General features: G+C 55.8%; 27 protein-coding genes. 19 read left to right on the top strand and 8 right to left on the bottom strand.

Features of this window, described 5'->3' with window-relative positions; translation table 11 throughout:
* Positions 1 to 74 precede the first annotated feature (74 nt).
* The 4 genes from radC (at position 75) to mutM (ending at position 2,363) form a co-directional block, all read left to right on the top strand.
* The gene (gene radC, locus QZ766_RS14775) at positions 75 to 737 is read left to right on the top strand and encodes a DNA repair protein RadC (RefSeq protein WP_297203192.1); all 663 of its coding nucleotides are present in this window, start codon (positions 75 to 77) and stop codon (positions 735 to 737) included.
* A 204-nt stretch (positions 738 to 941) separates the two neighbouring features.
* Entirely contained in the window at positions 942 to 1,178 is a 237-nt protein-coding gene (rpmB, locus tag QZ766_RS14770; protein ID WP_043081265.1) for a 50S ribosomal protein L28, read from the top strand.
* Positions 1,179 to 1,199: 21 nt separating this feature from the next.
* Positions 1,200 to 1,367: a 50S ribosomal protein L33 gene (gene rpmG / locus QZ766_RS14765; RefSeq protein ID WP_003024094.1), complete on the top strand. Its 168-nt coding sequence runs from the start codon at positions 1,200 to 1,202 to the stop codon at positions 1,365 to 1,367.
* A 186-nt stretch (positions 1,368 to 1,553) separates the two neighbouring features.
* Positions 1,554 to 2,363 carry a bifunctional DNA-formamidopyrimidine glycosylase/DNA-(apurinic or apyrimidinic site) lyase gene (gene mutM / locus QZ766_RS14760; RefSeq protein WP_297203188.1) on the top strand — a complete coding sequence of 270 codons (810 nt, stop codon included), beginning with the start codon at positions 1,554 to 1,556 and terminating at the stop codon, positions 2,361 to 2,363.
* A 4-nt stretch (positions 2,364 to 2,367) separates the two neighbouring features.
* Here mutM and coaD read toward each other — a convergent pair whose 3' ends face one another.
* A complete protein-coding gene (gene coaD, locus QZ766_RS14755; protein ID WP_297203186.1) occupies positions 2,368 to 2,847 on the bottom strand; it encodes a pantetheine-phosphate adenylyltransferase in 480 nt (159 codons plus the stop codon).
* Positions 2,848 to 2,855: 8 nt separating this feature from the next.
* Positions 2,856 to 4,133, bottom strand: a complete 1,278-nt coding sequence (waaA, locus tag QZ766_RS14750) for a lipid IV(A) 3-deoxy-D-manno-octulosonic acid transferase (protein WP_297203184.1) — start codon at positions 4,131 to 4,133, stop codon at positions 2,856 to 2,858.
* A gap of 411 nt (positions 4,134 to 4,544) precedes the next feature.
* Between waaA and rfaQ the strand changes: the two genes are divergently transcribed.
* From rfaQ to QZ766_RS14710, 8 genes are all read left to right on the top strand, one after another.
* Positions 4,545 to 5,600, top strand: a complete 1,056-nt coding sequence (rfaQ, locus tag QZ766_RS14745) for a lipopolysaccharide core heptosyltransferase RfaQ (protein WP_297203182.1) — start codon at positions 4,545 to 4,547, stop codon at positions 5,598 to 5,600.
* Positions 5,597 to 6,721 (top strand): glycosyltransferase family 4 protein, encoded by a 1,125-nt coding sequence (locus QZ766_RS14740; protein WP_297203180.1) that lies wholly within the window; start codon positions 5,597 to 5,599, stop codon positions 6,719 to 6,721. The genes rfaQ and QZ766_RS14740 overlap by 4 nt, the downstream gene beginning before the upstream one ends.
* Positions 6,714 to 7,511: a lipopolysaccharide core heptose(I) kinase RfaP gene (gene rfaP, locus QZ766_RS14735; protein WP_297203178.1), complete on the top strand. Its 798-nt coding sequence runs from the start codon at positions 6,714 to 6,716 to the stop codon at positions 7,509 to 7,511. The genes QZ766_RS14740 and rfaP overlap by 8 nt, the downstream gene beginning before the upstream one ends.
* A 12-nt stretch (positions 7,512 to 7,523) precedes the next feature.
* A complete protein-coding gene (locus QZ766_RS14730) occupies positions 7,524 to 8,534 on the top strand; it encodes a glycosyltransferase (RefSeq protein WP_297203176.1) in 1,011 nt (336 codons plus the stop codon).
* Positions 8,534 to 9,553 (top strand): glycosyltransferase, encoded by a 1,020-nt coding sequence (locus tag QZ766_RS14725; RefSeq protein WP_297203175.1) that lies wholly within the window; start codon positions 8,534 to 8,536, stop codon positions 9,551 to 9,553. The genes QZ766_RS14730 and QZ766_RS14725 overlap by 1 nt, the downstream gene beginning before the upstream one ends.
* Positions 9,550 to 10,242, top strand: coding sequence for a lipopolysaccharide core heptose(II) kinase RfaY (rfaY, locus tag QZ766_RS14720; RefSeq protein ID WP_297203173.1), 693 nt, complete (start codon positions 9,550 to 9,552; stop codon positions 10,240 to 10,242). Before QZ766_RS14725 ends, rfaY begins: the two co-directional genes overlap by 4 nt.
* Before the next feature lie 92 nt (positions 10,243 to 10,334).
* Positions 10,335 to 11,318, top strand: coding sequence for a glycosyltransferase family 2 protein (locus QZ766_RS14715; protein WP_297203171.1), 984 nt, complete (start codon positions 10,335 to 10,337; stop codon positions 11,316 to 11,318).
* Between the two features lie 121 nt (positions 11,319 to 11,439).
* On the top strand, positions 11,440 to 12,702 hold the full coding sequence (locus QZ766_RS14710) for an O-antigen ligase family protein (protein WP_297203169.1): 1,263 nt from the start codon (positions 11,440 to 11,442) through the stop codon (positions 12,700 to 12,702).
* Positions 12,703 to 12,743: 41 nt separating this feature from the next.
* On the opposite strand, the gene rfaC is transcribed toward QZ766_RS14710, so the two are convergent.
* The 3 genes from rfaC to rfaD all read right to left on the bottom strand — a co-directional run bounded on the left by rfaC (position 12,744) and on the right by rfaD (position 15,810).
* Positions 12,744 to 13,703, bottom strand: a complete 960-nt coding sequence (gene rfaC / locus QZ766_RS14705; protein ID WP_297203167.1) for a lipopolysaccharide heptosyltransferase RfaC — start codon at positions 13,701 to 13,703, stop codon at positions 12,744 to 12,746.
* Between the two features lie 3 nt (positions 13,704 to 13,706).
* On the bottom strand, positions 13,707 to 14,753 hold the full coding sequence (gene rfaF, locus QZ766_RS14700; RefSeq protein WP_297203165.1) for an ADP-heptose--LPS heptosyltransferase RfaF: 1,047 nt from the start codon (positions 14,751 to 14,753) through the stop codon (positions 13,707 to 13,709).
* A gap of 112 nt (positions 14,754 to 14,865) precedes the next feature.
* The gene (gene rfaD / locus QZ766_RS14695; RefSeq protein ID WP_297203163.1) at positions 14,866 to 15,810 is read right to left on the bottom strand and encodes an ADP-glyceromanno-heptose 6-epimerase; all 945 of its coding nucleotides are present in this window, start codon (positions 15,808 to 15,810) and stop codon (positions 14,866 to 14,868) included.
* Between the two features lie 216 nt (positions 15,811 to 16,026).
* Here rfaD and kbl point away from each other — a divergent pair, with 216 nt between their 5' ends.
* Both kbl and tdh read left to right on the top strand, forming a co-directional pair.
* Positions 16,027 to 17,223: a glycine C-acetyltransferase gene (gene kbl, locus QZ766_RS14690; RefSeq protein WP_297203162.1), complete on the top strand. Its 1,197-nt coding sequence runs from the start codon at positions 16,027 to 16,029 to the stop codon at positions 17,221 to 17,223.
* A 9-nt stretch (positions 17,224 to 17,232) separates the two neighbouring features.
* Positions 17,233 to 18,258 (top strand): L-threonine 3-dehydrogenase, encoded by a 1,026-nt coding sequence (gene tdh, locus QZ766_RS14685; RefSeq protein WP_297203160.1) that lies wholly within the window; start codon positions 17,233 to 17,235, stop codon positions 18,256 to 18,258.
* A gap of 30 nt (positions 18,259 to 18,288) precedes the next feature.
* Here the strand turns inward: tdh and QZ766_RS14680 are convergent, their stop codons facing one another.
* From QZ766_RS14680 to gpmM, 3 genes are read right to left on the bottom strand one after another with little or no spacing between them, the layout of a single operon-like run.
* On the bottom strand, positions 18,289 to 19,227 hold the full coding sequence (locus QZ766_RS14680; protein ID WP_297203158.1) for a divergent polysaccharide deacetylase family protein: 939 nt from the start codon (positions 19,225 to 19,227) through the stop codon (positions 18,289 to 18,291).
* A 3-nt stretch (positions 19,228 to 19,230) separates the two neighbouring features.
* The gene (envC, locus tag QZ766_RS14675) at positions 19,231 to 20,502 is read right to left on the bottom strand and encodes a murein hydrolase activator EnvC (protein WP_297203156.1); all 1,272 of its coding nucleotides are present in this window, start codon (positions 20,500 to 20,502) and stop codon (positions 19,231 to 19,233) included.
* 9 nt (positions 20,503 to 20,511) lie between these two features.
* A complete protein-coding gene (gene gpmM, locus QZ766_RS14670; protein WP_297203154.1) occupies positions 20,512 to 22,056 on the bottom strand; it encodes a 2,3-bisphosphoglycerate-independent phosphoglycerate mutase in 1,545 nt (514 codons plus the stop codon).
* Positions 22,057 to 22,302: 246 nt separating this feature from the next.
* On the opposite strand from gpmM, the gene QZ766_RS14665 reads away from it, so the two are divergent.
* The 5 genes from QZ766_RS14665 (at position 22,303) to cysE (ending at position 25,392) form a co-directional block, all read left to right on the top strand.
* Positions 22,303 to 22,734: a rhodanese-like domain-containing protein gene (locus tag QZ766_RS14665; protein ID WP_297203152.1), complete on the top strand. Its 432-nt coding sequence runs from the start codon at positions 22,303 to 22,305 to the stop codon at positions 22,732 to 22,734.
* A 12-nt stretch (positions 22,735 to 22,746) separates the two neighbouring features.
* Positions 22,747 to 22,998, top strand: coding sequence for a glutaredoxin 3 (gene grxC / locus QZ766_RS14660; RefSeq protein ID WP_297203150.1), 252 nt, complete (start codon positions 22,747 to 22,749; stop codon positions 22,996 to 22,998).
* A gap of 22 nt (positions 22,999 to 23,020) precedes the next feature.
* Positions 23,021 to 23,488 (top strand): protein-export chaperone SecB, encoded by a 468-nt coding sequence (gene secB / locus QZ766_RS14655; RefSeq protein WP_297203148.1) that lies wholly within the window; start codon positions 23,021 to 23,023, stop codon positions 23,486 to 23,488.
* Positions 23,488 to 24,507, top strand: a complete 1,020-nt coding sequence (gpsA, locus tag QZ766_RS14650) for an NAD(P)H-dependent glycerol-3-phosphate dehydrogenase (protein WP_297203146.1) — start codon at positions 23,488 to 23,490, stop codon at positions 24,505 to 24,507. Before secB ends, gpsA begins: the two co-directional genes overlap by 1 nt.
* 63 nt (positions 24,508 to 24,570) lie before the next feature.
* The gene (gene cysE, locus QZ766_RS14645) at positions 24,571 to 25,392 is read left to right on the top strand and encodes a serine O-acetyltransferase (protein WP_297203144.1); all 822 of its coding nucleotides are present in this window, start codon (positions 24,571 to 24,573) and stop codon (positions 25,390 to 25,392) included.
* Positions 25,393 to 25,410 lie beyond the last annotated feature (18 nt).

Genomic DNA, 25,410 nt, shown 5'->3' with positions numbered 1-25,410 from the left:
TGCGCAGGCGGCAGATCCCGGCATGGCGGCCCGGGAAGCGGCCCGGCACACTGTTGGCTGACAGGGAGGTGTTTATGGAGACAGAACGGATATTGCCCCGGGAGAAGATGCAGCATAACGGTATTAGCGCGCTCACAGATGCCGAGCTGCTGGCGCTTTTTTTACGCACCGGAACCCGCGGCAAAGACTTATTAACCTTTGCCGATTATTTGCTCAGCCACTTTGGCTCGCTACACGGGCTGCTTGAGGCATCCGAAGCCGAGCTGCGGGGCGTGAACGGCATTGGCATGGCCAAGTATGCCCAGTTGAAGGGGATTACCGAGCTGGCCCGGCGCTTTTTTAGCGTGCGGTTAATGGAGCAGGATCCGCTGCACACGCCGGACGCCACGCGGGAATTTTTGCAAAGCCACCTGTGCGATGAGGAGCGGGAGATCTTTATGGTTATCTTTCTGGATAACCAGAATCGGGTGATCAAGCACAGCCGTATGTTTTCTGGCACCCTCAGCCACGTTGAAGTGCACCCGCGCGAGATTGTCCGCGAGGCGATCAAAGCTAATGCCGCGGCATTAATTCTCGCGCACAATCATCCGTCAGGCAGCGCTGAACCGAGCAAAGCGGATAGATTTATCACCGAAAAAGTGGTAAAAAGCTGCAACTTCATGGAGATAAAGGTTCTCGATCACCTGGTAATTGGCCGCGGTGAAATCGTTTCTTTCGCCGAACGCGGCTGGATTTAGCGATCCATCGGGATCTTTGTCTGTTCGGGACTTGAGCACACCGCTCAGGCAGCGTATACTACGCCACCTTTGAGAATCTCGGGTTTGGCAATTGGGCCTGGCTGTACGAGTTCACTAAGAACCGTCAAACCGGGCTGTAGCAGCCTGACGAGGCGCCAATACCCTATACGAAGCTCGAGCTAATTTGATTTTTGGAGAATAGACATGTCCCGAGTCTGCCAAGTAACTGGCAAGCGTCCGGTGACCGGTAACAACCGTTCCCACGCACTGAACGCGACTAAACGCCGTTTCCTGCCGAACCTGCACTCTCACCGTTTCTGGGTTGAGAGCGAGAAGCGTTTTGTCACCCTGCGCGTATCTGCTAAAGGTATGCGTGTTATTGATAAGAAAGGCATTGATGCGGTCCTGACCGACATGCGTGCCCGTGGCGAAAAGTACTAAGTACTTAAGAGGAAATAAATCATGGCTAAAGGTATTCGTGAGAAAATCAAGCTGGTTTCTTCTGCTGGTACTGGTCACTTCTATACCACCACGAAGAACAAGCGTACTAAGCCGGAAAAACTGGAACTGAAAAAGTTCGATCCAGTTGTCCGTCAGCACGTTCTGTACAAAGAAGCGAAAATTAAATAATTTTCGGTTTCTTAAACAAAAAACCTCGCTTCGGCGGGGTTTTTTGTTTTCAGGCCGTCCCCATAATAATCCTATCCGACATCATTCGAGCGGTGGAGCAAGGTCTCTGACGCGGCGCCTGTGCGCGTCTGAAATTCCTGCCGCCTACGATATGCCGGGCCTACACCTGCCACTGCCGGAGTCGCTATGCCTGAATTACCTGAAGTTGAAACCAGCCGCCGCGGCATCGAGCCGCATCTGGTCGGCGAGACTATCCTGCACGCAGTTGTGCGCAACGGGCGCCTGCGCTGGCCGGTCTCGGCCGAGATCCACAGCCTGAGCGACAAACCGGTGCTCAGCGTGCAGCGCCGCGCCAAATACCTGCTGCTGGAACTGCCCGATGGCTGGATCATTATTCACCTCGGTATGTCCGGCAGCCTGCGCATCCTGCCTGAGGATTTGCCCCCGGCGAAGCACGACCACGTCGACCTGGTGATGAGCAACGGCAAGGTGCTGCGCTACACCGATCCCCGCCGCTTCGGCGCCTGGCTGTGGACGAAAGAGCTGGAAGGGCACAATGTGCTGGCGCACCTCGGGCCGGAGCCGCTTAGCGATGCATTCAATACCGATTATTTCCGCGAGAAGTGCGCAAAGAAAAAAAGCCCGATCAAGCCGTGGCTGATGGATAACAAGCTGGTGGTGGGCGTGGGGAATATTTACGCCAGCGAATCGCTCTTTGCCGCCGGGATCCACCCTGACAGGCTGGCATCGTCCCTATCGCCGGAGGAGTCGGCGCTGCTGGTGAGCACCATTAAGGCGGTGCTGCTGCGCTCCATTGAACAGGGCGGTACCACGCTGAAGGATTTCCTGCAGAGCGATGGCAAGCCGGGCTATTTCGCGCAGGAGCTGCAGGTTTATGGCCGCAAGGGCGAGCCCTGCCGGGTGTGCGGTACGCCAATTATTGCGACTAAGCACGCGCAGCGGGCGACCTTCTACTGCCGTCAGTGTCAGAAGTAAGCGCTCAGGAGAGCTTCTGCAGCAGTGCCTGATGGATAACCGGCGGCAGAAAATGCGTTACGTCGCCGCCGTGGCGGGCGACCTCTTTTACCAGCGAGGACGAGATAAACGACCACTCCTTCGAGGGCATCAGAAATACGCTTTCCAGCTCGGGCAGCAGGTGGCGGTTCATCTGCGCCAGCTGCATCTCATATTCAAAATCCGCTACCGCGCGCAGGCCGCGGATCAGAATGTTGGCCTGCTGCTCGCGGGCAAAGTTCGCCATCAGATCGCTAAAGCCAACCACCTGCACGTTATCCAGATGCGACGTTGCCTGCTGCGCAAGCGCCACGCGCTCGTCGAGGCTGAACATCGGTTTTTTACTGGGGCTGGCGGCAATAGCCAGCAGCACTTCATCGAACATGCAGCCAGCGCGAGTGACGATATCGAGATGGCCGTTGGTCATTGGATCGAATGTGCCGGGATAGATAGCCCGTTTGTGCATATCAGACCTCAGTGTGATTTGGGGGGAAGATACGGTTCCAGTAACTGTAGCAGACGCTGCAGCGCGCCCTGGTTCTGATACAGAACCTCGACCGCGTGGCGTCCGTAGAAGCTACGATAGTCCGCGTCGTTGAGCAATGCGCTAATCTCTTTGACCAGCGAGGCCGCGTCGGTGACGGTAATAAGCCCGCTCGCGTCGGACAGCCGGGCGCAGATATCTTTAAAATTAAAGGTGTGCGGGCCCATCAACACCGGGATGGCGTGGGCGGCGGGCTCCAGCGGGTTGTGGCCACCGCGCTCTACCAGCGAGCCGCCGACGAATGCCAGATCGGCAATACCGTAAAGCAGCATCAGCTCGCCCATGGTATCGCCAACAACCACCTGCGTGCCGGAGGAGGGCACTTCGCCCGACGAGCGGGTGGTAAAGCTGAGCCCGGCCTTGCGGACCAGATCGATAGCGTCAGGAAAGCGTTCAGGATGGCGAGGCACCAGAATCAGTAAGAGGTCAGGATATTGCTTAAGCAGAGCCTGATGCGCGTCCAGGATAATGCTCTCTTCGCCGTCGTGGGTGCTGGTCGCAATCCACACCGGGCGGCGCGGCGCCCACTGACGGCGCAGCGTAATGGCTTTGGCAGCCAGCTGCGGCGTCACTGAAATATCAAATTTGAGGCTGCCGGTAACCTGAACCTGACTGCGCTTGGCGCCGAGCGTAATAAAGCGCTCGCCGTCCTCTTCATTCTGAGCGGCAATCAGCGTGATGCGCTGCAGCAGCGTGCGGATAAACTTGCCCAGCTTGCCGTAGCCTTTTGCCGAACGGGCGGACAGGCGGGCGTTAGCGATAACCAGCGGAATGTGGCGCTTGTTCAGAATGCGGATCAGGTTCGGCCACAGCTCGGTTTCCATCACCAGCACCAGCTTGGGATCGACTTTATCGAGGAAGCGGTCAAGCGCGTCGGGCAGATCGTAAGGCAAGTAAACGTGCTGAACGTCGCCGCCAAAGGCCGACTGCACGCGTTCGGAGCCGGTTGGCGTCATGGTGGTTACGGTGATCGGCAGATACGGATAGCGGTGGCGCAGGGCGCGCACCAGCGGGATCGCCGCCAGGGTTTCACCCACCGAAACAGAGTGCAGCATAATGCCGCCGGGCTTGAGCGGGTGGCTAAAAAATCCGTAGCGTTCACCCCAGCGTTTTCTGTAGGCCGGAGCCTTACGTCCGCGTACCCAGAGCCGTATCCAGATGAGTGGCTGAATAAGGTAGAGGAGGGCGGTGTAAAGCAATTCGAGCATAGTAGGTAGCTGACTTATGAATGTGCTGGGGATTCTATGTATTTAGCCTGTCCTTTGCCATTACTTTTCCCTGATTTGACTGAAATAGCGCTTAACCAGCCCGCTGTACCCACAGACTCACCGTTTTTTTGTATTTTTATTCGTTTCGTTGATATTTAGCACGTTGCTAAATCCATAAGTGCAAAAGTGCGGTAACGCTCTCAGTATCAAATATTAATATCTTAATGTTTTTAAAGGTAAAAAATAAAAATTTGCCTGAATTTCATTCAGGTCGGATTGCACATAAAGAAGTGCTACACTAGCGCGTTAAAGCAAGTGCGGTATTCGCGGACGGGTAGCTGTTGAGCCTGGGGCGGTAGCGTGCTTTTTCTGCTTACTTTCTGACGGACAATCTCAACAAAAGAGTCGCTTGTGGATAAGCCTTTTCGAAAAATTTTGCTCATAAAAATGCGTTTCCACGGGGATATGCTGCTGACAACCCCCGTGATTAGCACGCTGAAACAAAATTATCCCGATGCCCGCATCGACGTGCTTCTCTACGAAGACACGATGCCTATTTTGTCTGAAAACCCTGAAATTCATACGCTTTACGGCATTAAGAACAAAAAAGCCAAAACTGGCGAAAAAATCACTAACTTTCTGCATCTCGTAAAGACGCTGCGGGCTAACCATTACGATCTGATTGTGAATCTGGCCGATCAGTGGATGGTGGCGATGCTGGTCAGGCTCATCAATGCGCCGTTGAGCATTTCCCAGGACTACACGCACCGGCAGTCCGCCTTCTGGAAAAACAGCTTTACCCGACTGGCTCCGCTGCAGGGCGGCAACGTCGTCGAGAGCAATCTCTCGGTGCTGGCGCCGCTGAGGCTAAAAGAGACAATTGCCCGAACCACCATGAGCTATCCGCCCGCTGCCCGGGAGCGCGTGCGCGACGAGCTGGCCCGTGCCGGAGTGGGGCCGCGCTACGTGGTGATCCAGCCGACGGCGCGGCAGATATTCAAATGCTGGAACAACGAAAAGTTCTCTCAGGTGATCGATGCGCTTCACGCACGCGGCCTGGAAGTGGTGCTGACCTCAGGGCCAGGCGCCGACGATTTAGCCTGCGTCAACGCGATTGCCGACGGCTGCAGCCAGACGCCGGTGACGGCGCTCGCCGGCAAGCTGACCTTCCCGGAGCTGGGCGCGCTTATCGATGGCGCCTGCCTGTTTATCGGCGTAGACTCCGCGCCGGCCCACATTGCGGCGGCGGTTGATACGCCGCTGATAAGCCTGTTCGGCGCCACGGATCATAAATTCTGGCGGCCGTGGTCAAATAAAATGATTCAGTTCTGGGCCGGCGATTACCGGCCGATGCCGGACCGCGAGCAGCGGGACCGCAGCGAGATGTACCTTTCTGCTATTCCGGCACAGGACGTGATTGCCGCGGTGGATAAACTGCTGGCGGCGTATCCGGGAGCGTCCGCATGATTGTCGCATTTTGCTTATACAAATATTTTCCGTTCGGCGGCCTGCAGCGCGACTTTATGCGCATCGCGCAGACCGTGGCCGCGCGCGGGCACCATGTCCACGTCTATACCCAGTCCTGGGAAGGCGAGCGTCCCGGCAGCTTCGAAGTGATCGAGGTGCCGGTCACTTCCCGCACCAATCACGGGCGCAATGCGCAGTATCACGCCTGGGTCGAGTCCCACCTGCAGGCGCATCCGGTAGACCGGATTGTCGGCTTTAACAAGATGCCGGGACTCGATGTCTACTACGCTGCTGATGTTTGCTACGCCGAGAAGGTCGCCCGCGAAAAAGGGTTCTTCTATCGCCTTACCTCCCGCTACCGGCACTATGCGGCCTTCGAGCGGGCCACCTTTGAGCAAGGGAATACCACCCAGCTGCTGATGCTTACCGATAAGCAGATCGCTGATTTCCAGCGGCACTATCAGACAGAAGCCGAGCGCTTCCGCATTCTGCCGCCGGGTATCTATCCGGACAGAAAATACAGCCAGCAGATCCCCGACGCGCGGGCGGTATACCGGCAAAAAAACGGTATCGGCGCCCAGCAGCACCTGCTGCTGCAGGTGGGTTCTGACTTTACCCGCAAAGGTGTCGATCGCTCGGTGCGGGCGCTGGCGGCGCTGCCGGAGAGCGTGCGGCACAATACGCTGCTGTACGTGGTCGGTCAGGATAAGCCGAAGAAGTTTGCCGCCCTGGCAGAGAAGCTCGGCGTGAAGGGCAACGTCCGCTTTTTTGCCGGGCGCGACGATGTCGCCGAGCTGATGGCCGCGGCGGATCTGCTGCTGCATCCGGCGTATCAGGAAGCGGCAGGCATCGTGCTGCTGGAGGCGATTGCCGCGGGCTTACCTGTACTGACTACGGCAGTTTGCGGCTACGCGCACTATGTGGCGGATGCAAACTGCGGCGACGTTCTGGCCGAGCCATTTCGCCAGGAAGCGTTGAACGAAATATTGCGTAAAGCGCTTGCTCAGCCCGCGCTGTGCACCGCCTGGGCTGAAAATGCGCGGCACTACGCCGACACGCAGGATCTATACAGTCTGCCGGAAAAGGCGGCGGACATTATAACGGGTGGTCTTGATGGTTGAGCTGAAAGAGCCCTTTACCACGCTGTGGCGCGGTAAAGACGCATTTGAAGAGGTTAAAAAGCTGGACGGTGAGGTCTTCCGCGAGCTTGAGACCCGCCGCACGCTGCGCTTTGAGGCCGCGGGGAAAAGCTATTTTCTCAAATGGCACAAAGGAACGACGCTCAAAGAGATCGTTAAAAATCTGCTGTCGCTGCGCGCGCCGGTGCTGGGCGCCGACCGGGAGTGGCATGCCATTCACCGGCTCCACAAGCTGGGTGTCGATACAATGTGCGGCGTGGGGTTTGGTGAAAAGGGGCTCAATCCGCTGACCCGCACCTCGTTCATTATTACCGAAGACTTAACGCCCACCGTCAGCCTGGAAGACTACTGCGCGGACTGGGCAACGAATCCGCCGGACGTGCGGGTGAAGCGGATGATTATTCATCGCGTGGCGACGATGGTGCGCGACATGCACGCCGGCGGGATCAACCACCGCGACTGCTACATCTGCCACTTTCTGCTGCACCTTCCGTTCAGCGGGCGCGAGGACGATTTGAAGATTTCGGTTATCGACCTGCACCGGGCGCAGATCCGCACCAGAGTGCCCCGCCGCTGGCGCGACAAAGACCTGATCGGCCTCTATTTCTCGTCAATGAACATTGGGCTTACCCGGCGGGATATTTATCGCTTTATGCGGGTCTATTTTAATAAGCCGCTGAAAGAAATAATCGCGAGCGAGCAGCGCCTGCTGGTGGAAGCGGGGCAGAAAGCCGAGAAGATCAGAGAGCGAACTGTTCGCAAGGCCCTTTAGGAAGATAAACCTATGCGTTATTTCGATGACAATATTGTGCTGGAAACTCTCTCTTTTATTCACCGGCGCGACAGTGCGCCTCAGGGCGAGATGACGGTCTGCTACGGTACCGACGCGAGTTTTATGCCCGGCGCGGCCGTGTCCGCCTTTTCCGTAGCGGCGGAAAATCCGCAGTCAGATATCGCTTTCCATATTTTCACCAACGGCATCGATGATATCCATCGCGCCCGCTTTGAAGCTTTTGCCGAAAACGAGCGGGTTAGCGTGGTTATCCATATCATCAACAGCGACCTGCTAACGTCGCTGCCGGAAAATAAGCTCTGGTCTACGGCCATCTATTACCGTTTTATCATCGCCGACTACTTTTATCAGAAGAAAGAGAAGGTGCTGTATATCGACTCCGATATTGTCTGCACCGGTCCGCTGCAGCCGCTTTTTGATATCGGACTTGAGGGCAATACTGTTGCCGCCGTCACCGAACGCGACGAGCGCTGGTGGGCAAACAGAGCAGAAAGCCTCGGCGAAAAAGCGCTGGCGAAGGGCTATTACAACAGCGGCGTTTTGCTGATTGATACGCAGCGATGGTATCAGCAGGACGTGACGCCGCGCGCCGTGGCGCTGCTGCGCGATCCGGATGTTGTCAGTCGACTGAGCTATTTCGATCAGGATGTCCTGAACCTGATTACCTGCGGCAGCGTTCTGTTTATCGATCGTAAGTATAATGTCCAGTATAGCCTGAACTATGAGCTGCAAAACAGGCATCCGCGCCCCAACGAGCGCGAAGCGGTGCTGCTGCACTATATTGGTCCGACCAAGCCGTGGCACGCCTACGCCTGCGGCTACGACATTTCCGGGCCCTACACGCGTGCTAAAAGCGCGTCCTCGTGGCGGGATGTGGCGTTTCAATCGCCCCGCACGAGCATGCAGTTTCGCTACGCGGCTAAACACAGCTTTAAGCAGCGGCAACGGCTTGCCGGTATTAAATATTACTGTCTCTATTTTAAAGCTAAGTTGACTCAATAATGCTTAATTACTCTCTCCGGGATTCGATAAAAAAGACCACGGTATTAGGCGATCGGACGCTGCAGCAGCAGGATAATCTCTTTCATATTACCTACGGAACCGATGCTAATTATCAGCTTGGCGTGGGGATCTCGATTGTTTCAGTGTTGATTAATAATGCTGACCGGCGCTTTGTTTTTCATATCTTCACCGAAGCATGTAGCGATGAATACTTGAGCAATCTCGACGAGATCGCGCGTAAATATTCTACGCTCATCGTCATATATGATGTTGATGCTGCTTTTTTTACCACCTTACCGAGCACAAAAGCCTGGTCACATGCGATGTACTACCGGCTGCTGGCTTACGAATACCTTGATAGCCAAACCGATCGCGTCCTGTATCTGGATGCGGACGTTATATGCGCCGGTAACCTTAGCGCTTTTGCCGAAGTGGATTTCGGCGAGAGTATTGCGGTGGTGGTTGACGATCTGCCGGGCACAAAAGCACGCAGTATTGAACGACTGGGTAGCCTTTTAGCTGACAGAGAACACTATTTTAATTCCGGGGTTATGTGCGTAAATCTTAAAGAATGGCACGCACAGAAATTAACCCACAGCGCGCTTGAAATGCTGCTATCCTCTGATTATGGCGCGGTGATAAAGTATCCCGATCAGGATGTTTTAAATGTGCTGTTAAGCCGGAAGCTGATCTATTTTCCGCGCAGGTTTAATACGGTTTTTACTCTGAAGTCCGAGCTGAAAGATAAAACCCATCAAAAATACCTTTCTGTCATTACTGATGATACGGTTTTGGTCCACTATACCGGTATCACCAAACCGTGGCATGCCTGGGCGGACTATCGCTCCCGCGACGTATTCAATAACGCCTGGCAGGCGTCTCCGTGGCGGGACAGCCCGCTGCAGGCCGCGAAATCACGTGTTGAGATGCAAAAAGCCTATAAGCACCAGTTCACTCAGGGACATTATCTTTCTGGCATCATGGCATTAATAAGATATAAAATTAAGAAAATATTATGATTACATCAACCAAATACCGCGGTTTTGCATTTTATTACAAAGATAATGATGCACGCTACAAAGAGATATTTGATGATATCCTGAGCTATAATGTTAAAACCGTAAAAGTATTGCGTAACATTGATGACACTAAAGTGTCTCTGATTGATACCCGCTATGGCCGCTACGTGTTCAAGGTGTTCGCGCCGAAGACAAAGCGTAACGAACGTTTTTTTAAGTCGTTCGTGAAGGGGGATTACTATAAAAACCTGATCGTTGAAACCGATCGGGTACGCAACGCCGGTCTGACGTTTCCCAACGATTTCTATTTTCTGGCCGAACGAAAAATATTCAATTATGCCAGCGTTTTTATTATGCTGATTGAGTACGTTGAAGGTGTTGAGCTTAACGATATGGATGAGATCCCGGATAATGTCAGAGCCGAGATTAAATCCTCAATGGAAAAGCTGCACGCGCTAAACATGCTATCTGGCGATCCCCACCGCGGCAATTTTATTGTAAGTAAAGACGGCGTGCGCATTATCGATCTTTCTGGTAAAAGCAGCACTGCCGACAGAAAGGCCCGGGATCGTCTTGCAATGGAGCGGCATCTTGCGATTCCTAACGAGATTAAAGATTTTGGTTATTATTCTGTAATATATAAGACCCGGCTTCGGAAATTTATTAAGAAGTTGAAGGGTAAAAAATGATATGTTCACTCTAAATAGGCAGGCGGCAATGTCTTACTGTTCATTAGCCAGTCATCACTTTTCTACATCGGATTACGCACCAGTGTGTTAATATGATGAAAAATTATCCATTAGTATCTGTCATCATTCCTACCTATAATTCATCGAGTTATATAAAAAACACGCTTAAAAAATTAGAGCAGCAAAGCTACTGTAATTTTGAAATCGTAGTTGTCAACGACGGTTCTAAAGATAACACATTAGAAATACTGGAGCAGGAAGCTGCCTCTAATCAAAAACTGGTCGTTATCAATAAGGTCAACGGCGGTGTTTCTTCAGCCCGGAATGCCGGCATAAAAGCTGCAAAAGGCGAATTTATCTCTTTTTTGGATGATGACGATCAGTACGATCCTGCATTTTTAGATAAGATGTATGCCAGACACCTGGAGACGGGGGCAAATGCAATCTACTGTGGATTACATCGCTATCAGGGAAGAGATACTGGTACTTATAAAAGTATTGACTCTAACTTCGCAGAAGGCCTTATCCTGCTCGATTTTTTGAATAAAAAGGTCAAATTTCACGTCGGCGGCATATTTCTTAAGCGTGAATACGTCGAAGAAATTGGTTTATATTTTGACGAGAGATTGCGGTTAGGTGAAGATCTTCTTTTTATTTATAAACTTTTGACCCTCTGCCACGTAAGCTCTGTTCCCTCTTACATGTATACGCACATGTTCCGGGAGGACTCGCTTATGAACTCAAAAAGAACGCTCAATCATTATCAGCATGAATCTTATGCTCACGGTCTAATTTACCAGGCAATGGAGGAGATTTATCAGGGAGAAGAGCGTCATAAGGTTTTACAAATGTTGTCTGAGAAGATGTTTCATCATAAAGTCAGATATATGTGGAAGACGCTGCTTTACGGTGATTTTAGTCTGCTGAAGCAACTGGTTGCTGAAAACAGAAATGAATTCAGTGAACCTGCAAATATTAAAACTCTGGATACTAAATCAAGGAAGAAAATTAAAATTCTTAAGAGCGATAACATTCTTGTATGGAAAGTTGTTCGCTTAATTAATAGAAAGCCTTAATCGGTAGGTTTATCCTACACGATAGCTGGGAAAACGACGAAAATTGGTCTTATATCCGTCCTACTTCGAGTAACTCGAACTTTTTAGGATGGGTAATTTATTGTATTGTAAAGGGCAATGTATGCATTTAACAAGAAATCAAATCAGTTCATATAATAAGACGCTGATTTTGATATTGAGTGTAGCTTCTTTGATTTTCCTGTCCTTTAAGGATGGTATTGCAACTAAAATGTTGCATGCGGCAGGCGCGCTTTCATTATTATATATTGTAATGATGCCTAAAAAAGACTTTCTGAAAAGTCCGGCATTCTTGATTTTTTGTGCATTATGCCTGTTTGGTATCATGAATCTGGCCTGGTATACGCTATATAAAGAACCCGGCACCGTTTTTGCTAATGCCTATCGCGGGCCGATGGAGGCCGGTAAGCTTGCTATACTCAGTGCCTTTATCTTTATTGCACTGTTATCTGATGATAATACTGCATTTATGATACAACCCCGGAAATGGATACTTTGCGGTGCGCTAGTAGCACCTGTCATTTATTTTATATTTGCTATGTGGCAGCACTATCACCTGCACATCGATCGCATTATTTTATCAACATCCCACGCGACAACGGCGGGATATGTGATAATGAGCTCTGCATTGCTCTCTGCAATTGCTACGCTAAAAAGTGATATAAAATATAAAACGCTACTGTTTGCTTTGACTGTCGTGCTGGGTTTCCTGACTCTCTTCGCGACAGGGACGCGATCCGTCATTTTGGTTTATCTGGTCTCTATTTTCTTGCTTATTACCGTTGAAGGTATTTTGAGCAAGAAGATTGATTATCGCCTTTACCTTTTTTTCCTGATTGCGGCTGTGGCTGGCGCATTCTTGTTTAAAGATACCCTCATGAACAGGGCTCAGGAGATTAATAGCGATTTAACGCATTATGAAAATAATGATAGCGTAACTTCAATCGGCGCCCGGCTGGCTATGTACGAGCTCGGTCTAAAAACCTATGATGCGTGGGGGCAGTCTATTGAGCAGCGTAATGAGAAGATTAGAAAAGTAGAAGCCGCAGAACCAAGATTAAGCGGCGCGCTTGAATTTATTGACTCTCACTTGCATAACGATTTTATCGAAACCCTGTCGACACGCGGCCTGCCGGGTGTTTTATCAATTCTACTGGTTTACCTCTCGCTGATTTACTACGCGGTAAAAAAAGCCAGGCAGCCGTGTATATTGGTTATGCTGCTGGCGGTGCTGGCAGAGGGATTAAGCGACGTCATCTTCTTTTCTAAATCTGTGCCGACATCCGTATTTATCGCTTTCGTGTTGCTGTTTGTTTTTTTAAAAGCGGGTTCAAAGATAAAGCAGCCGATACAGATTAAGGAGTAACAGGCATCGCTATCGGCGCTGCGCCGATAGCGACAGAAATGCTACAGCGTCGCCAGCTTATCGAAAACGGCATCAGCCGTCAGGGCGCTGAGATCCCCATCCGGCGCCCGACACACCACCTGATTCTTCCCATATCCCCCAATCAGCCCCGGATCCGTCGGCCCGTACAGCGTGACGTTAGGGCGGTCCAGCGCGGCGGTCAAATGGCTCAGCCCGGTATCCACCGAAACCACAAATTTCGCACCGGCAAGCTCCCTTGCAACGCCCTCCAGACTCATCTTCGGCAGCACTTCAACGTAGTCAAACCCTTCCGCCAGCCTTTTGGCTCTCGCCTCTTCATGCGGTGCGCCCCAGGGCAGCCTGATGCGAATACCCGACGCGCCCAGCAGCGCGATCAGATCCCGCCAGCGTGCTTCTGGCCAGTGCTTGTCGTCGCGGGTGGTGGCATGCAGAAAGATGGCGTACTGTTCCGCTTCAGCATTCAGGTTATTCAGGAAATGCTGCGCGATGGCGTAATCGCCGCGGGTTTCCGGCTTGCTATAGCCGAGGCTTTTGGCGAACAGTTCCCGGGTGCGCTCAACGGCGTGCTGCTGTTTAGCGATGTGGTGGCGGCGGTTGTAGAACAGGCTCGCCAGCGGCTCGCGGGCGGTTTGCCAGTCCATGCCGTGTTTGACGCCCCGCGCCAGCCGGGTCACCAGCGCGGCGCTTTTTACCAGCCCCTGCGCGTCGATAACCGCGTCGTATTTATGTTCCTGCACCGCCTGACGAAAGGCCAGCCGTTCCGCTTTCACCGGCGCAGAGAACCACGCCTTGCGCCAGCGGCGGATTGCTACCGGGATCACCCGATCTACCGCTGCGTGCCAGCCGGGGATTTGCGCGAAGCCTTCTTCCACCACCCAGTCAAAACGAATGTCCGGAATCGCTTGTACGGCGTCGGTCAGGGCAGGCAGCGTGTGCAGCACGTCGCCCATTGATGAGGTTTTAACAATCAGTACCCGCATCCGTCAGGCTTCCTCATCCAGCAGCAGCTGATTGAGCGTCTCCAGCACCCGTGCGGGCGTAATGTCGATCAGGCTCTGGTGATAGCCTTCATCGCCATCGCCCTTACGCACGCGGTGATAGCCGTCGATCAGGCGAATGACTTTGGCTTTTTTCGACAGCGGCGGGGTGAAGTCGGGGCTGCTCGGGCCGTACAGCGCTACCAGCGGGCGATTGAGCGCGGCGGCAACGTGCATCAGGCCGGAGTCGTTAGTGACCACGGCTTTACAGGCCGACAGCAGCACCACCGCTTGCTCAAGCTGAGTTTCCCCTGCCAGATTGCGGCACCACGCCTGCTGTTCGACGGTCAGAGCCGCCAGGATTTCGTTACCGGCATCGTGGTCTTTTGCCGAGCCGAACAGTACCACCTGATAGCCTTCATCGATCAGCTGCTTTGCCAGCTCCGCATAGTGGTAATGCGGCCAGCGTTTCGCAGGGCCAAACTCGGCGCCCGGGCAGAAGCCGATTATCTGGCGCTCGGATGAGAGGTTGAACGCGCCGGTAACCTGCATTTTTTCCGACTCGCTCACCTGCAGCTGCGGCCAGAGCAGCGGCTGGGGAAGATCTTTCGCGCTGTCCATCGCGCCTTTATCAAACGCCAGCGCAACGTAGCGCTCAACCATCAGCGGCCAGGCCGCTTTGTCCAGCACCCGGGCATCGTTCAGCAGACCGTAGCGCATCTCGCCGCGCCAGCCGGTGCGCAGCGGAATACCGGCGAAGAAGGGAACCAGCGCCGACTTAAACGAGTTAGGCAATACATAGGCACGGTCATAGCGGCGATCCCGCAGGCTGCGTCCGAGCCTGCGGCGCTCGCCAATCTCCAGCGCGCCGTGGCCCAGCGGCATCGGGATAGCTTCGTTCACCTCCGGCATTCGCGACAGCAGCGGGCGGCACCATGCGGGCGCCATCACGTCGATGATGGCCTGGGGAAAGCGCGCCTTCAGCGAGCGGTAGAGACTCTGCGACATCATCATATCGCCCACCCAGGACGGGCCTATCACCAGTATTTTCATTCACTTAATCCTACGCGCGTCTCTGCATTGGCCACCGATGATGCAGCGGGCGCGCCTGTAAGACGCTCCCGCCGCTGTATCCGATGCCCGTTTTGATACTGCCTGAACGAAATTATGAATGCGGATTGGCGCTGCGGTTCAGCCACGCCATATATTCGGTTACGCCTTCGGCAACGGTTTTGAATTCGTCTTTATAGCCGGCGGCGCGCAGGTTGGTGAGGTCGGCCTGCGTAAACGCCTGGTAGCGGCCCTTCAGCTTGTCCGGGAACGGGATATATTCGATGCTGCCCTTGCTGTGGAATGCCAGCGTCGCGTCGGCAACCGCCTGGAACGACTCTGCGCGGCCGGTGCCGAGGTTAAAAATGCCGGAAACGCCGTTTTCCATGAACCACAGATTAACCGCTGCCACGTCACCCACGTACACGAAGTCGCGCTTGAAGCCATCGCTTCCTTCGAACAGTTTCGGGCTTTCGCCGTTGTTAAGCTGGGTGTTGAGATGGAAAGCGACGCTGGCCATGCTGCCCTTGTGGCCTTCGCGCGGTCCGTAGACGTTAAAGTAGCGGAAGCCGACAACCTGGGAGTTCGCTTCCGGCAGGATCTGGCGCACGTATTCGTCGAACAGGAACTTGGAGTAGCCGTAGACGTTCAGCGGCTGCTCGTACTCGCGGGACTCGATAAAGTCGGAAGTGCGTCCGCCGTAGGTCGCTGCAGAAGAGGCGTACAGGAACGGAATTTCGCGCTCCAGGCAGTAGTGCAGCAGCTCCTTCGAATACTGATAGTTGTTATCCATCATGTACTTGCCGTCCCACTCGGTGGTGGAAGAGCAGGCGCCTTCGTGGAATACCGCGTCGATATCACCGAAGTCTTCCCCGGCCATAATCTGGATCAGGAAATCTTCTTTATCCATGTAGTCGGCGATGTTCAGATCCACCAGGTTGACGAACTTGGTGCCGTCCTTCAGGTTGTCGACCACCAGAATGTCGGTGATGCCCTTGTCATTTAACGCCTTAACAATGTTGCTGCCGATAAAGCCTGCGCCGCCGGTAACGATGATCATAACGATAGCCCTTGAACTGTAGATGGCCGGGACTCTCCCGGACGCGAATGTCTAATATCATATCATCACACGGCGGAGGCTTCAGCCATTCACCGACTGGCGGCAGGGGTACGCGTGATTTATGCTGCAAAACAGGAATCCTGTGCTGCGTCATCTCGTATCCCCGTGCGGCATTGGGTAATATCGACTAAATTTTGCTGAATCTGGAGAATTGCAATGCGTGGTGATTTTTATCAGCAGTTGAACCGCGATCTTGATACCGCCCGGGAAGAAGGACTCTTTAAAGAAGAGCGGATTATTACCTCCGCGCAGCAGGCGGATATTACCGTCGGCGACGGCAGCCGGGTCATTAACTTCTGCGCCAATAACTATCTCGGCCTGGCCAACCACCCCGATCTGATTGCCGCTGCTAAAGAAGGTATGGACAGCCACGGTTTCGGCATGGCCTCCGTGCGCTTTATCTGCGGCACTCAGGACAGCCACAAGCAGCTGGAAAAAAAGCTCGCCGACTTCCTCGGTATGGAAGATGCCATTCTCTACTCCTCCTGTTTTGACGCCAACGGCGGCCTGTTTGAGACGCTGCTCGGCCCGGAAGACGCCATTATCTCCGACGCCCTGAACCACGCCTCGATTATTGACGGCGTGCGCCTGTGCAAGGCGAAGCGTTTCCGCTATGCCAATAACGACATGCAGGAGCTGGAAGCGCGCCTGCAAGAGGCCCGCGAAGCCGGCGCCCGCCACGTGCTGATTGCCACCGACGGCGTGTTCTCGATGGACGGCGTGATCGCCAATCTGAAAGGCGTGTGCGATCTGGCAGACAAATATGACGCGCTGGTGATGGTCGACGACTCCCACGCGGTGGGCTTTGTGGGCGAAAACGGCCGCGGCTCCCACGAATACTGTGAGGTGATGGGCCGCGTCGATATTATTACCGGCACACTGGGCAAGGCCCTCGGCGGCGCGTCCGGCGGCTATACCGCTGCCCGCAAAGAGGTAGTGGAGTGGCTACGCCAGCGCTCGCGCCCGTATCTGTTCTCCAACTCGCTGGCGCCGGCGATTGTTGCCGCCTCCATTAAAGTGCTGGAAATGGTGGAAAGCGGTAGCGAGCTGCGCGACCGCCTGTGGGCCAACGCCCGCCTGTTCCGCGAAAAAATGAGCGCTGCGGGCTTTACGCTGGCCGGTGCCGATCACGCGATTATCCCGGTGATGCTTGGCGAAGCCACGGTCGCTCAGGCCTTTGCCCGCGAACTGCAAAAAGAGGGCATTTACGTGACGGGCTTCTTCTATCCGGTGGTGCCGAAAGGGCAGGCGCGCATCCGCACCCAGATGTCCGCGGCGCACACCCCTGAGCAAATCGAGCACGCGGTCGCCGCGTTTATTCGTATTGGTAAGCAACTGGGCGTGATTGCCTGAGGATGTGAGATGAAAGCATTAGCCAAGCTGAAAGCTGAAGAAGGGATCTGGATGACCGACGTGCCGGAGCCAGAACTCGGCCACAACGATCTGCTGATTAAAATTCGCAAATCCGCCATCTGCGGTACCGACGTGCACATCTACAACTGGGACGAGTGGTCGCAAAAAACCATTCCGGTTCCGATGGTCGTCGGCCATGAATACGTGGGCGAAGTGGTCGGCATCGGTCAGGAAGTAAAGGGATTTAACATTGGCGATCGTGTTTCCGGCGAAGGGCATATCACCTGCGGCCACTGCCGCAACTGCCGCGCCGGCCGCACTCACCTGTGCCGCAACACGATGGGCGTCGGCGTAAACCGCCCGGGCAGCTTCGCGGAGTATTTAGTGCTGCCGGCGTTTAACGCCTTCAAAATCCCGGACAATATCTCCGACGATCTGGCCTCCATCTTCGACCCGTTCGGCAACGCGGTGCACACTGCGCTTTCGTTCGACCTGGTTGGGGAAGATGTGCTGGTCTCTGGCGCGGGGCCGATCGGCGTGATGGCGGCGGCGGTGGCAAAGCACGTCGGTGCGCGCAACGTGGTGATCACCGATGTGAACGAGTATCGCCTGGATCTGGCGCGTAAAATGGGCGTCACCCGCGCGGTGAACGTTGCCAACGAAAGCCTGACCGACGTGATGGCCGAACTGGGCATGACTGAAGGGTTCGACGTGGGGCTGGAGATGTCCGGCGCGCCGGCGGCATTTCGCACCATGCTCGATACCATGAATCACGGCGGCCGCATCGCGATGCTCGGCATTCCTCCGTCAGAAATGTCTATCGACTGGACCAAGGTTATCTTTAAGGGACTGTTCATCAAGGGTATTTACGGCCGCGAGATGTTCGAAACCTGGTACAAGATGGCGGCACTGATCCAGTCCGGCCTCGATCTCAACCCGATCATTACCCACCGCTTCGGCATTGACGACTTCCAGAAGGGCTTCGACGCGATGCGCTCGGGCCAGTCCGGCAAAGTAATTCTGAACTGGAATTAAAATGAGAAAGGGGCCATCGGCCCCTTTCTTTTACTTGTTTCCCCAGCCCTGCCACTGCAGCGTCATGTACTGCACCAGCGTACTGTGGCGGATGCTGTCGCCCAGAATCTCAAAGTAGCGGCTGGCGTACACCGGCTCGACACCTTTCTTCGCCCGGCATAGCTTCACGCCGCTGAACGGATTGCGCGGTTTCTGCGGTTGAGCGGTAGCCGGGCCAGCGCCGTTCGGCGTGGAAGTATCCACCTGGGGCTCGTTAAGCAGGCTGCTCGGGCGCACCAGCGTAATATCCGGCGGCAGATTGTACACCATCTGCTGGAGCACTCTTACCGTGGTGGGGTGCGGATGGCCAATGGCAATGGCGGAGCCGTTACGGCGCGCCAGCTGCACGGCGCGGTTGAACTGGACGCGGATATCTGCCTCATTCTGCGTATCGTCGAGGAACACCTTACGCTTGATCACCTTCACGCCGGTGCCGGCGGCGGCGCGCATCGCCTGGGTGTTGCCGATGGTGACGCTGTCGAGGAAGTAGAGATTGTAGTGGCTGAGCGCCTGCATCACCTTCTGCATGCCGAACAGGCTGGAGGTCATGGCGCTGCCCATGTGGTTGTTCAGACCTACCGCGTAAGGCACCTTGCTCACCGCGTCGCGAATAATGCGCTCTACCTCCGCGCTGCTCATGTCCGGGCGCAGGGTGTCTTTCTCCAGCGGCTGCTTGCTGATCGGGGCCATCGGCAGGTGAATGAGCACTTCGTGGCCGCCGCTGTGGGCTTTGGTCGCCATCTCCCGCGCGTGCGGCGCGTTGGGCAACACCGCTACGGAAACGGTATTTGGCAGGGCCAGAACCTGATTTTCCTGATGCGGGCGGTAGCCAAAATCGTCAATGACGATGGCGAGCTTGCCGGCCTGCGCCGGTGCCGCAATCGCCAGGGCAGCGACAGCGGATAAAACAATAGCGCGAAATTGAAGCAAAACTTATCTTCCCAACCACGGCTGTGGATTGACCGCCTGACCCTGGCGGCGAATTTCGAAGTAGAGTGACGGTCTGCCCTGTCCGCCACTGCTGCCCACGAGGGCAATCGGCTGTCCGGCGCGAACCTGGGTTCCGACGCTGACCAGCGCGCTCTGATTATAGCCGTACAGGCTCATGTCGCCTTTTCCGTGCTCGACCACCACCACCAGGCCGTAGCCCTGCAGCCAGTCGGCGAGGATCACCCGGCCATCGGCAATTGCCCGCACGTCGGTACCTTCGGAGGCGCCGATAACCATGCCCTTCCAGCGTAGCTCACCCTGCAGCTGTTCGCCGTAGCGGTGCAGGATCGGGCCGCGAACCGGCCAGAAAGCCTGACCGCGCGGCGCGCCCAGTCCGCCGGTGCGGGCTATCAGCGAGCGCTCGCTTTCGGACGGTTTATAGGTGGAGCCTTTGCGGGAGGCGTCCTGCTGCTTGTTGCGAACGACCTGCGCTTCGCGGGCCTCTTTTTCGGCGCGGGCTCTGGCGGCAGCTTCCGCTCTGGCGATGCTATTGCGCAGGCGGGATTCGTTAGCGCGCATTTCGCCGAGCTGCTGCTGGCCTGCCTGAATCGAGGATTCAAGGCCGGAAAGGGTTTTCTTACGCTCGTTGCGCGCCTGCTCAAGCTTCGCCTGCTGGGCTTTCTGCTCGTACAGCAGGGTTTGCTGCTGGCTCTGCTTCTCTTCCAGCTCGGCGCGCTGGGCGGCGACTTCTTCCCGGGTCTGTTTGAGCTGGGCGATGGTTTCCTGGCGGGCCTGATTCAGATAGCCAAAGTAGGCCTGCAGGCGCTGGGCGCGCTGGCCCTCTTCACCGCTAAGAATCATCTGAATTCCCGTGTGCTCACCTTGGCGGAAGGCGGCATCGAGCTGCGCGGAGAGGTTTTTCTCCTGCACGGCCTTCTGCTTTTCGAGTTTGGCGATGGAGGCGTTCATGGCATCCACCTGCCGGTTTATCTGGGTCAGGGAGTCCTGCGTTGCGCGCAGCGTGCGGGCGGCAGCGGCAATCGCCTCCTCCTGCGCTTTAAGCTGGGCCAGCAGGGCAGCACGCTGCTGCTGCTGCTGGCGCACCGCGCGCTCCTTGGCGGCGATGTCCGCCTGAATAGACTTTAGCTGATCTCGATCGTCGGCGTGGGCATACGACGCGCACAGCAATACGCCAGCGCTGAGCGCGCTGGCGTAGCATACGGATCGGACTACAGTCGCAATCCATGTTCTGGAATTTATCGCCGTTCCCCTCATGGGGAGGGATTATTCCACGATGAACAGCGGCTTACCAGTCATCTCTTCCGGGATCGCCATCCCCATCAGCGACAGCATAGTTGGTGCGATATCGGACAGCTTGCCGCCGTTTACCGCTTTCACTGCTTTGTCACCCACGTAAATCAGCGGCACCGGCAGATTAGTGTGCGCGGTGTGCGCCTGGCCGGTAGCCGGATCGCGCATCTGCTCGGCGTTGCCGTGGTCGGCGGTGATCAGCAGCTGGCCGCCGACGGACTCTACCGCTTTGCTCACTTCATTCATGCAGCTATCCAGCGTTTCTACCGCTTTCACCGCGGCTTCCATCACGCCGGTATGGCCGACCATATCGCCGTTAGGGTAGTTGCAGATGATGGCGTCGAACTGGCCGCCTTTAATGGCGCCAACCAGCTTTTCGGTCAGCTCGGCGGAGCTCATTTCCGGCTGCAGATCGTAGGTAGCGACTTTCGGCGAGTTGATAAGAATACGCTCTTCGCCGGCGAACGGCGCTTCAATGCCGCCGTTAAAGAAGAAGGTGACGTGGGCATATTTCTCAGTTTCGGAGATGCGCAGCTGGGTTTTATCGTGCTTCGCCATCCACTCGCCGAAGGTGTTTGCAAGGGATGCCGGCGGATAAGCGCACGGCACTTTAATATCGGCGGCGTATTCGGTCAGCATGATGTAGTTGAGCTTAACCACTTTCTTACGGGCAAAGCCGTCGAAGTCGCTGTTAACGAAGGCACGGGTGATTTCGCGAGCGCGATCGGCGCGGAAGTTCATGAAAATCAGCGCGTCGCCGTCTTCCATCGCCGCATCGGCCTGACCTTCGGCGCGAATAACCGTGGCTTTCACGAACTCGTCGTTTTCATCGCGGGCGTATGCTGCTTCCAGGCCGGCTACGGCGGTATCAAACTGGAACTCGCCTTTCGCCAGGGTCATCAGATCGTAGGCCTGCTCGACGCGGTCCCAGCGGTTATCGCGGTCCATGGCGTAGTAGCGGCCAATCAGGGAGGCGACGCGGCCTTTACCCAGTTCGGCAAACTTCGCTTCAAATTTCTCCAGCGAGCCTTTGGCGCTGCGCGGCGGCGTGTCGCGGCCGTCGAGGAAGGCGTGCAGGTAGATTTTTTCAGCACCGCGCTCGGCCGCCAGTTCGACCATCGCCAGAATGTGTTCTTCGTGGCTGTGTACGCCGCCCGCGGAGAGCAGGCCCATAATGTGAACCGCTTTGCCGGCGGCAACCGCACTGTCCACCGCGCCGGTCAGCACGCTGTTTTTAAAGAAGGTGCGCTCTTTAATTTCAACGTCCAGGCGAGTCAGGTCCTGATAAACAATGCGGCCGGCGCCGAGGTTAACGTGGCCGACTTCGGAGTTGCCCATCTGGCGATCCGGCAGGCCCACTTCAAGGCCGGATGCATCAATCAGCGTGTGCGGGCGGGTTGCCCACAGCGCGTCCATAACCGGGGTTTTAGCGCTGTAAATTGCATTATCCTGCTGATCTTCGCGATAGCCGTAGCCATCCAGAATCACCAGTACCATAGGTTTTTTAGTAACCGACATTGCGACAACCTCTGTGCTGAAAATAAAATTTTGCGCAATTTTACTCCAGCTGAATCGATAAAACTGCCGTAGAAGATCAAAGATCGGGTCGGGTGGGGGTTTCGGAGATCGATTTTAAAGGTGATTTTCTCGGGCAAGCGCGCAGAAATTAGTTTCGGGGATGCGCGGTTTGCTGTATTTGCCACCACGCACAGGTATACTCCCTGCTGGTTTTTTTTATCACACAGTCGGGAGTCTGTACCCCCCATGCAAGAAATTATGCAATTTGTTGGTCGCCACCCTGTTCTGAGCATCGCGTGGATTGGCCTGCTGGCAGCCGTTATCTTCACCTTCATCAAAGGACTGACCTCCAGCGTCAAAACGATCAGCCGCGGTGAAGCAACGCGCCTTATCAATAAAGAAGATGCTGTTGTCGTCGATCTGCGCCAGCGTGACGATTTCCGCAAGGGCCATATTGCCAGCGCCATTAACCTGATGCCGGCCGAAATTAAAGCCAATAACCTGGGCGAGCTTGAAAAGCATAAAGATAAGCCCATTATTGTTGTTGATGGTTCCGGTATGCAGGCGCAGGAACCCGCGACCGCGTTGAATAAAGCGGGCTTCGAGCGCGTGTATGTTCTGAAAGACGGTGTTGCGGGCTGGAGCGGTGAAAACCTGCCGCTGGTTCGCGGAAAATAACTGAGGTGTTGTATGGCCAATATTGAAATCTATACCAAAGCAACGTGCCCGTTCTGCCACCGCGCGAAAGCGCTGCTGAACGACAAAGGCGTGACCTTCCAGGAGCTGCCGATTGACGGCGACGCCGCGAAGCGTGAAGTGATGATTGAACGTAGTGGCCGCACCACGGTGCCGCAGATTTTTATTGATGGGCAGCACATTGGCGGCTGCGACGACTTGTATGCTCTTGACGCGCGTGGTGGACTCGATCCCCTGCTGCGCTAATTTCCCTTTTAAGGACTAAAAGATGTCAGAACAAAACAACCCGGAAATGACTTTCCAGATCCAGCGTATTTACACCAAAGATGTCTCTTTCGAAGCGCCGAACGCGCCGCAGGTTTTCCAGAAAGAGTGGCAGCCGGAAGTTAAGCTTGACCTCGACACCGCATCTACCCAGCTGGCGGAAGGTGTTTATGAAGTCGTGCTGCGCGTGACCGTGACCGCGTCTCTGGGCGAAGAAACCGCATTCCTGTGCGAAGCACAGCAGGCCGGTATTTTCTCCATCGAAGGCATCGACGGCAACCAGATGGCGCATTGCCTGGGTGCCTACTGCCCGAACATCCTGTTCCCGTATGCCCGCGAATGCATCACCAGCCTGGTTGGCCGCGGTACATTCCCGCAGCTGAACCTCGCGCCGGTCAACTTTGACGCGCTGTTCATGAACTACCTGCAGCAGCAGGCTGGCGAAGGTGCCGAGCAACATCAGGATGCCTGATGAACGCGCCTAATGCTGCAATGACTGTGATCGGTGCCGGCTCGTACGGCACCGCTCTTGCCATCACGCTGGCAAGAAACGGCCACGACGTGGTGCTGTGGGGGCACGACCCCAAACACATCGCCACGCTGGCCCACGACCGCTGCAACGCGGCTTTCCTTCCCGACGTCACCTTCCCCGATACCCTGCACCTTGAGAGCGATCTGGCCACCGCACTGGCCGCCAGCCGCGATATTCTGGTGGTTGTACCGAGCCACGTGTTTGGCGACGTGCTGCGCCAGCTGAAGCCGCTGCTGCGTCCGGACGCGCGCCTGGTGTGGGCGACGAAAGGGTTGGAGGCCGAAACCGGTCGCCTGCTGCAGGACGTCGCGCGCGAAGCGCTGGGTGATGCCATTCCGCTGGCGGCGATTTCCGGGCCCACTTTTGCCAAAGAGCTGGCCGCTGGTTTGCCGACGGCGATTGCCCTCGCGTCACCGGACGCGCAGTTTGCCAGTGAGCTGCAGACGCTGCTGCACTGCGGCAAGAGCTTTCGCGTCTACAGCAACCCGGATCTTATCGGCGTACAGCTGGGCGGCGCGGTGAAGAACGTTATCGCCATCGGCGCGGGCATGTCCGACGGCATCGGCTTTGGTGCCAATGCCCGCACGGCGCTGATCACCCGCGGTCTGACCGAGATGTCCCGCCTGGGTGCCGCGCTCGGTGCCGATCCGGCCACCTTTATGGGGATGGCGGGGTTAGGCGATCTGGTGCTGACCTGCACCGATAATCAGTCCCGCAACCGCCGCTTCGGTATGAAGCTTGGCGAGGGCAAGGACGTGCAGACCGCCCAAGACGAGATAGGCCAGGTAGTTGAAGGCTATCGCAATACCAAAGAGGTGAGGGCGCTGGCACACCGTTACGGTGTCGAAATGCCCATTACCGAGGAAATTTATCAGGTATTGTATTGCGGAAAAAACGCGCGCGAGGCAGCATTAACGCTTCTGGGCCGCGCCCGCAAAGACGAGCGCAGCCGCGACTAGCCACCTGAATGACCCGACCAGCGCCGCGCTGGCCGGGCGTTTTTATCGTCTCTGGAGTTAGCCATGCCGTGTGAAGAACTGGACATTGTCTGGAACAATATCAAAGCTGAAGCCCGGGCGCTGGCCGACTGTGAGCCGATGCTGGCCAGTTTTTACCACGCAACCCTGCTCAAGCACGAAAACCTCGGCAGCGCCCTGAGCTACATGCTCGCGAATAAGCTCGCGTCTCCGATCATGCCCGCCATAGCCATTCGCGAAGTGGTGGAGGAGGCCTACGCCGCCGATCCCGAGATGATTGCCTCCGCCGCCTGCGATATTCAGGCCGTGCGCACCCGCGATCCCGCCGTCGATAAATACTCCACGCCGCTGCTCTACCTCAAAGGTTTCCACGCCCTGCAGGCCTATCGCATCGGCCACTGGCTGTGGCATCAGGGGCGTCAGGCGCTGGCTATCTTCCTGCAGAACGAAGTGTCGGTGAGTTTCCAGGTGGATATTCACCCGGCGGCGAAAATCGGCCGCGGGATCATGCTCGACCACGCCACCGGCATTGTGGTGGGGGAAACGGCGGTGATTGAAAACGACGTCTCGATTCTGCAGTCCGTGACGCTCGGCGGGACGGGGAAAACCAGCGGCGATCGCCACCCGAAAATTCGCGAAGGCGTGATGATTGGCGCCGGAGCGAAAATTCTCGGCAATATTGAAGTGGGCGCGGGCGCCAAGATCGGTGCCGGCTCGGTGGTGCTGCAGCCGGTTCCGCCGCACACCACCGCCGCAGGGGTGCCGGCGCGCATCGTCGGCAAGCCCGACAGCGACAAACCCTCAATGGATATGGATCAGCACTTTAACGGCATCCACCACACCTTTGAGTACGGCGACGGGATCTGATACCGCCTCCGCTTACTC

Source organism: uncultured Pluralibacter sp., from assembly GCF_913775985.1.
Taxonomy (GTDB): domain Bacteria; phylum Pseudomonadota; class Gammaproteobacteria; order Enterobacterales; family Enterobacteriaceae; genus Pluralibacter.
This window is presented reverse-complemented; position numbering and strand designations above follow the sequence as displayed.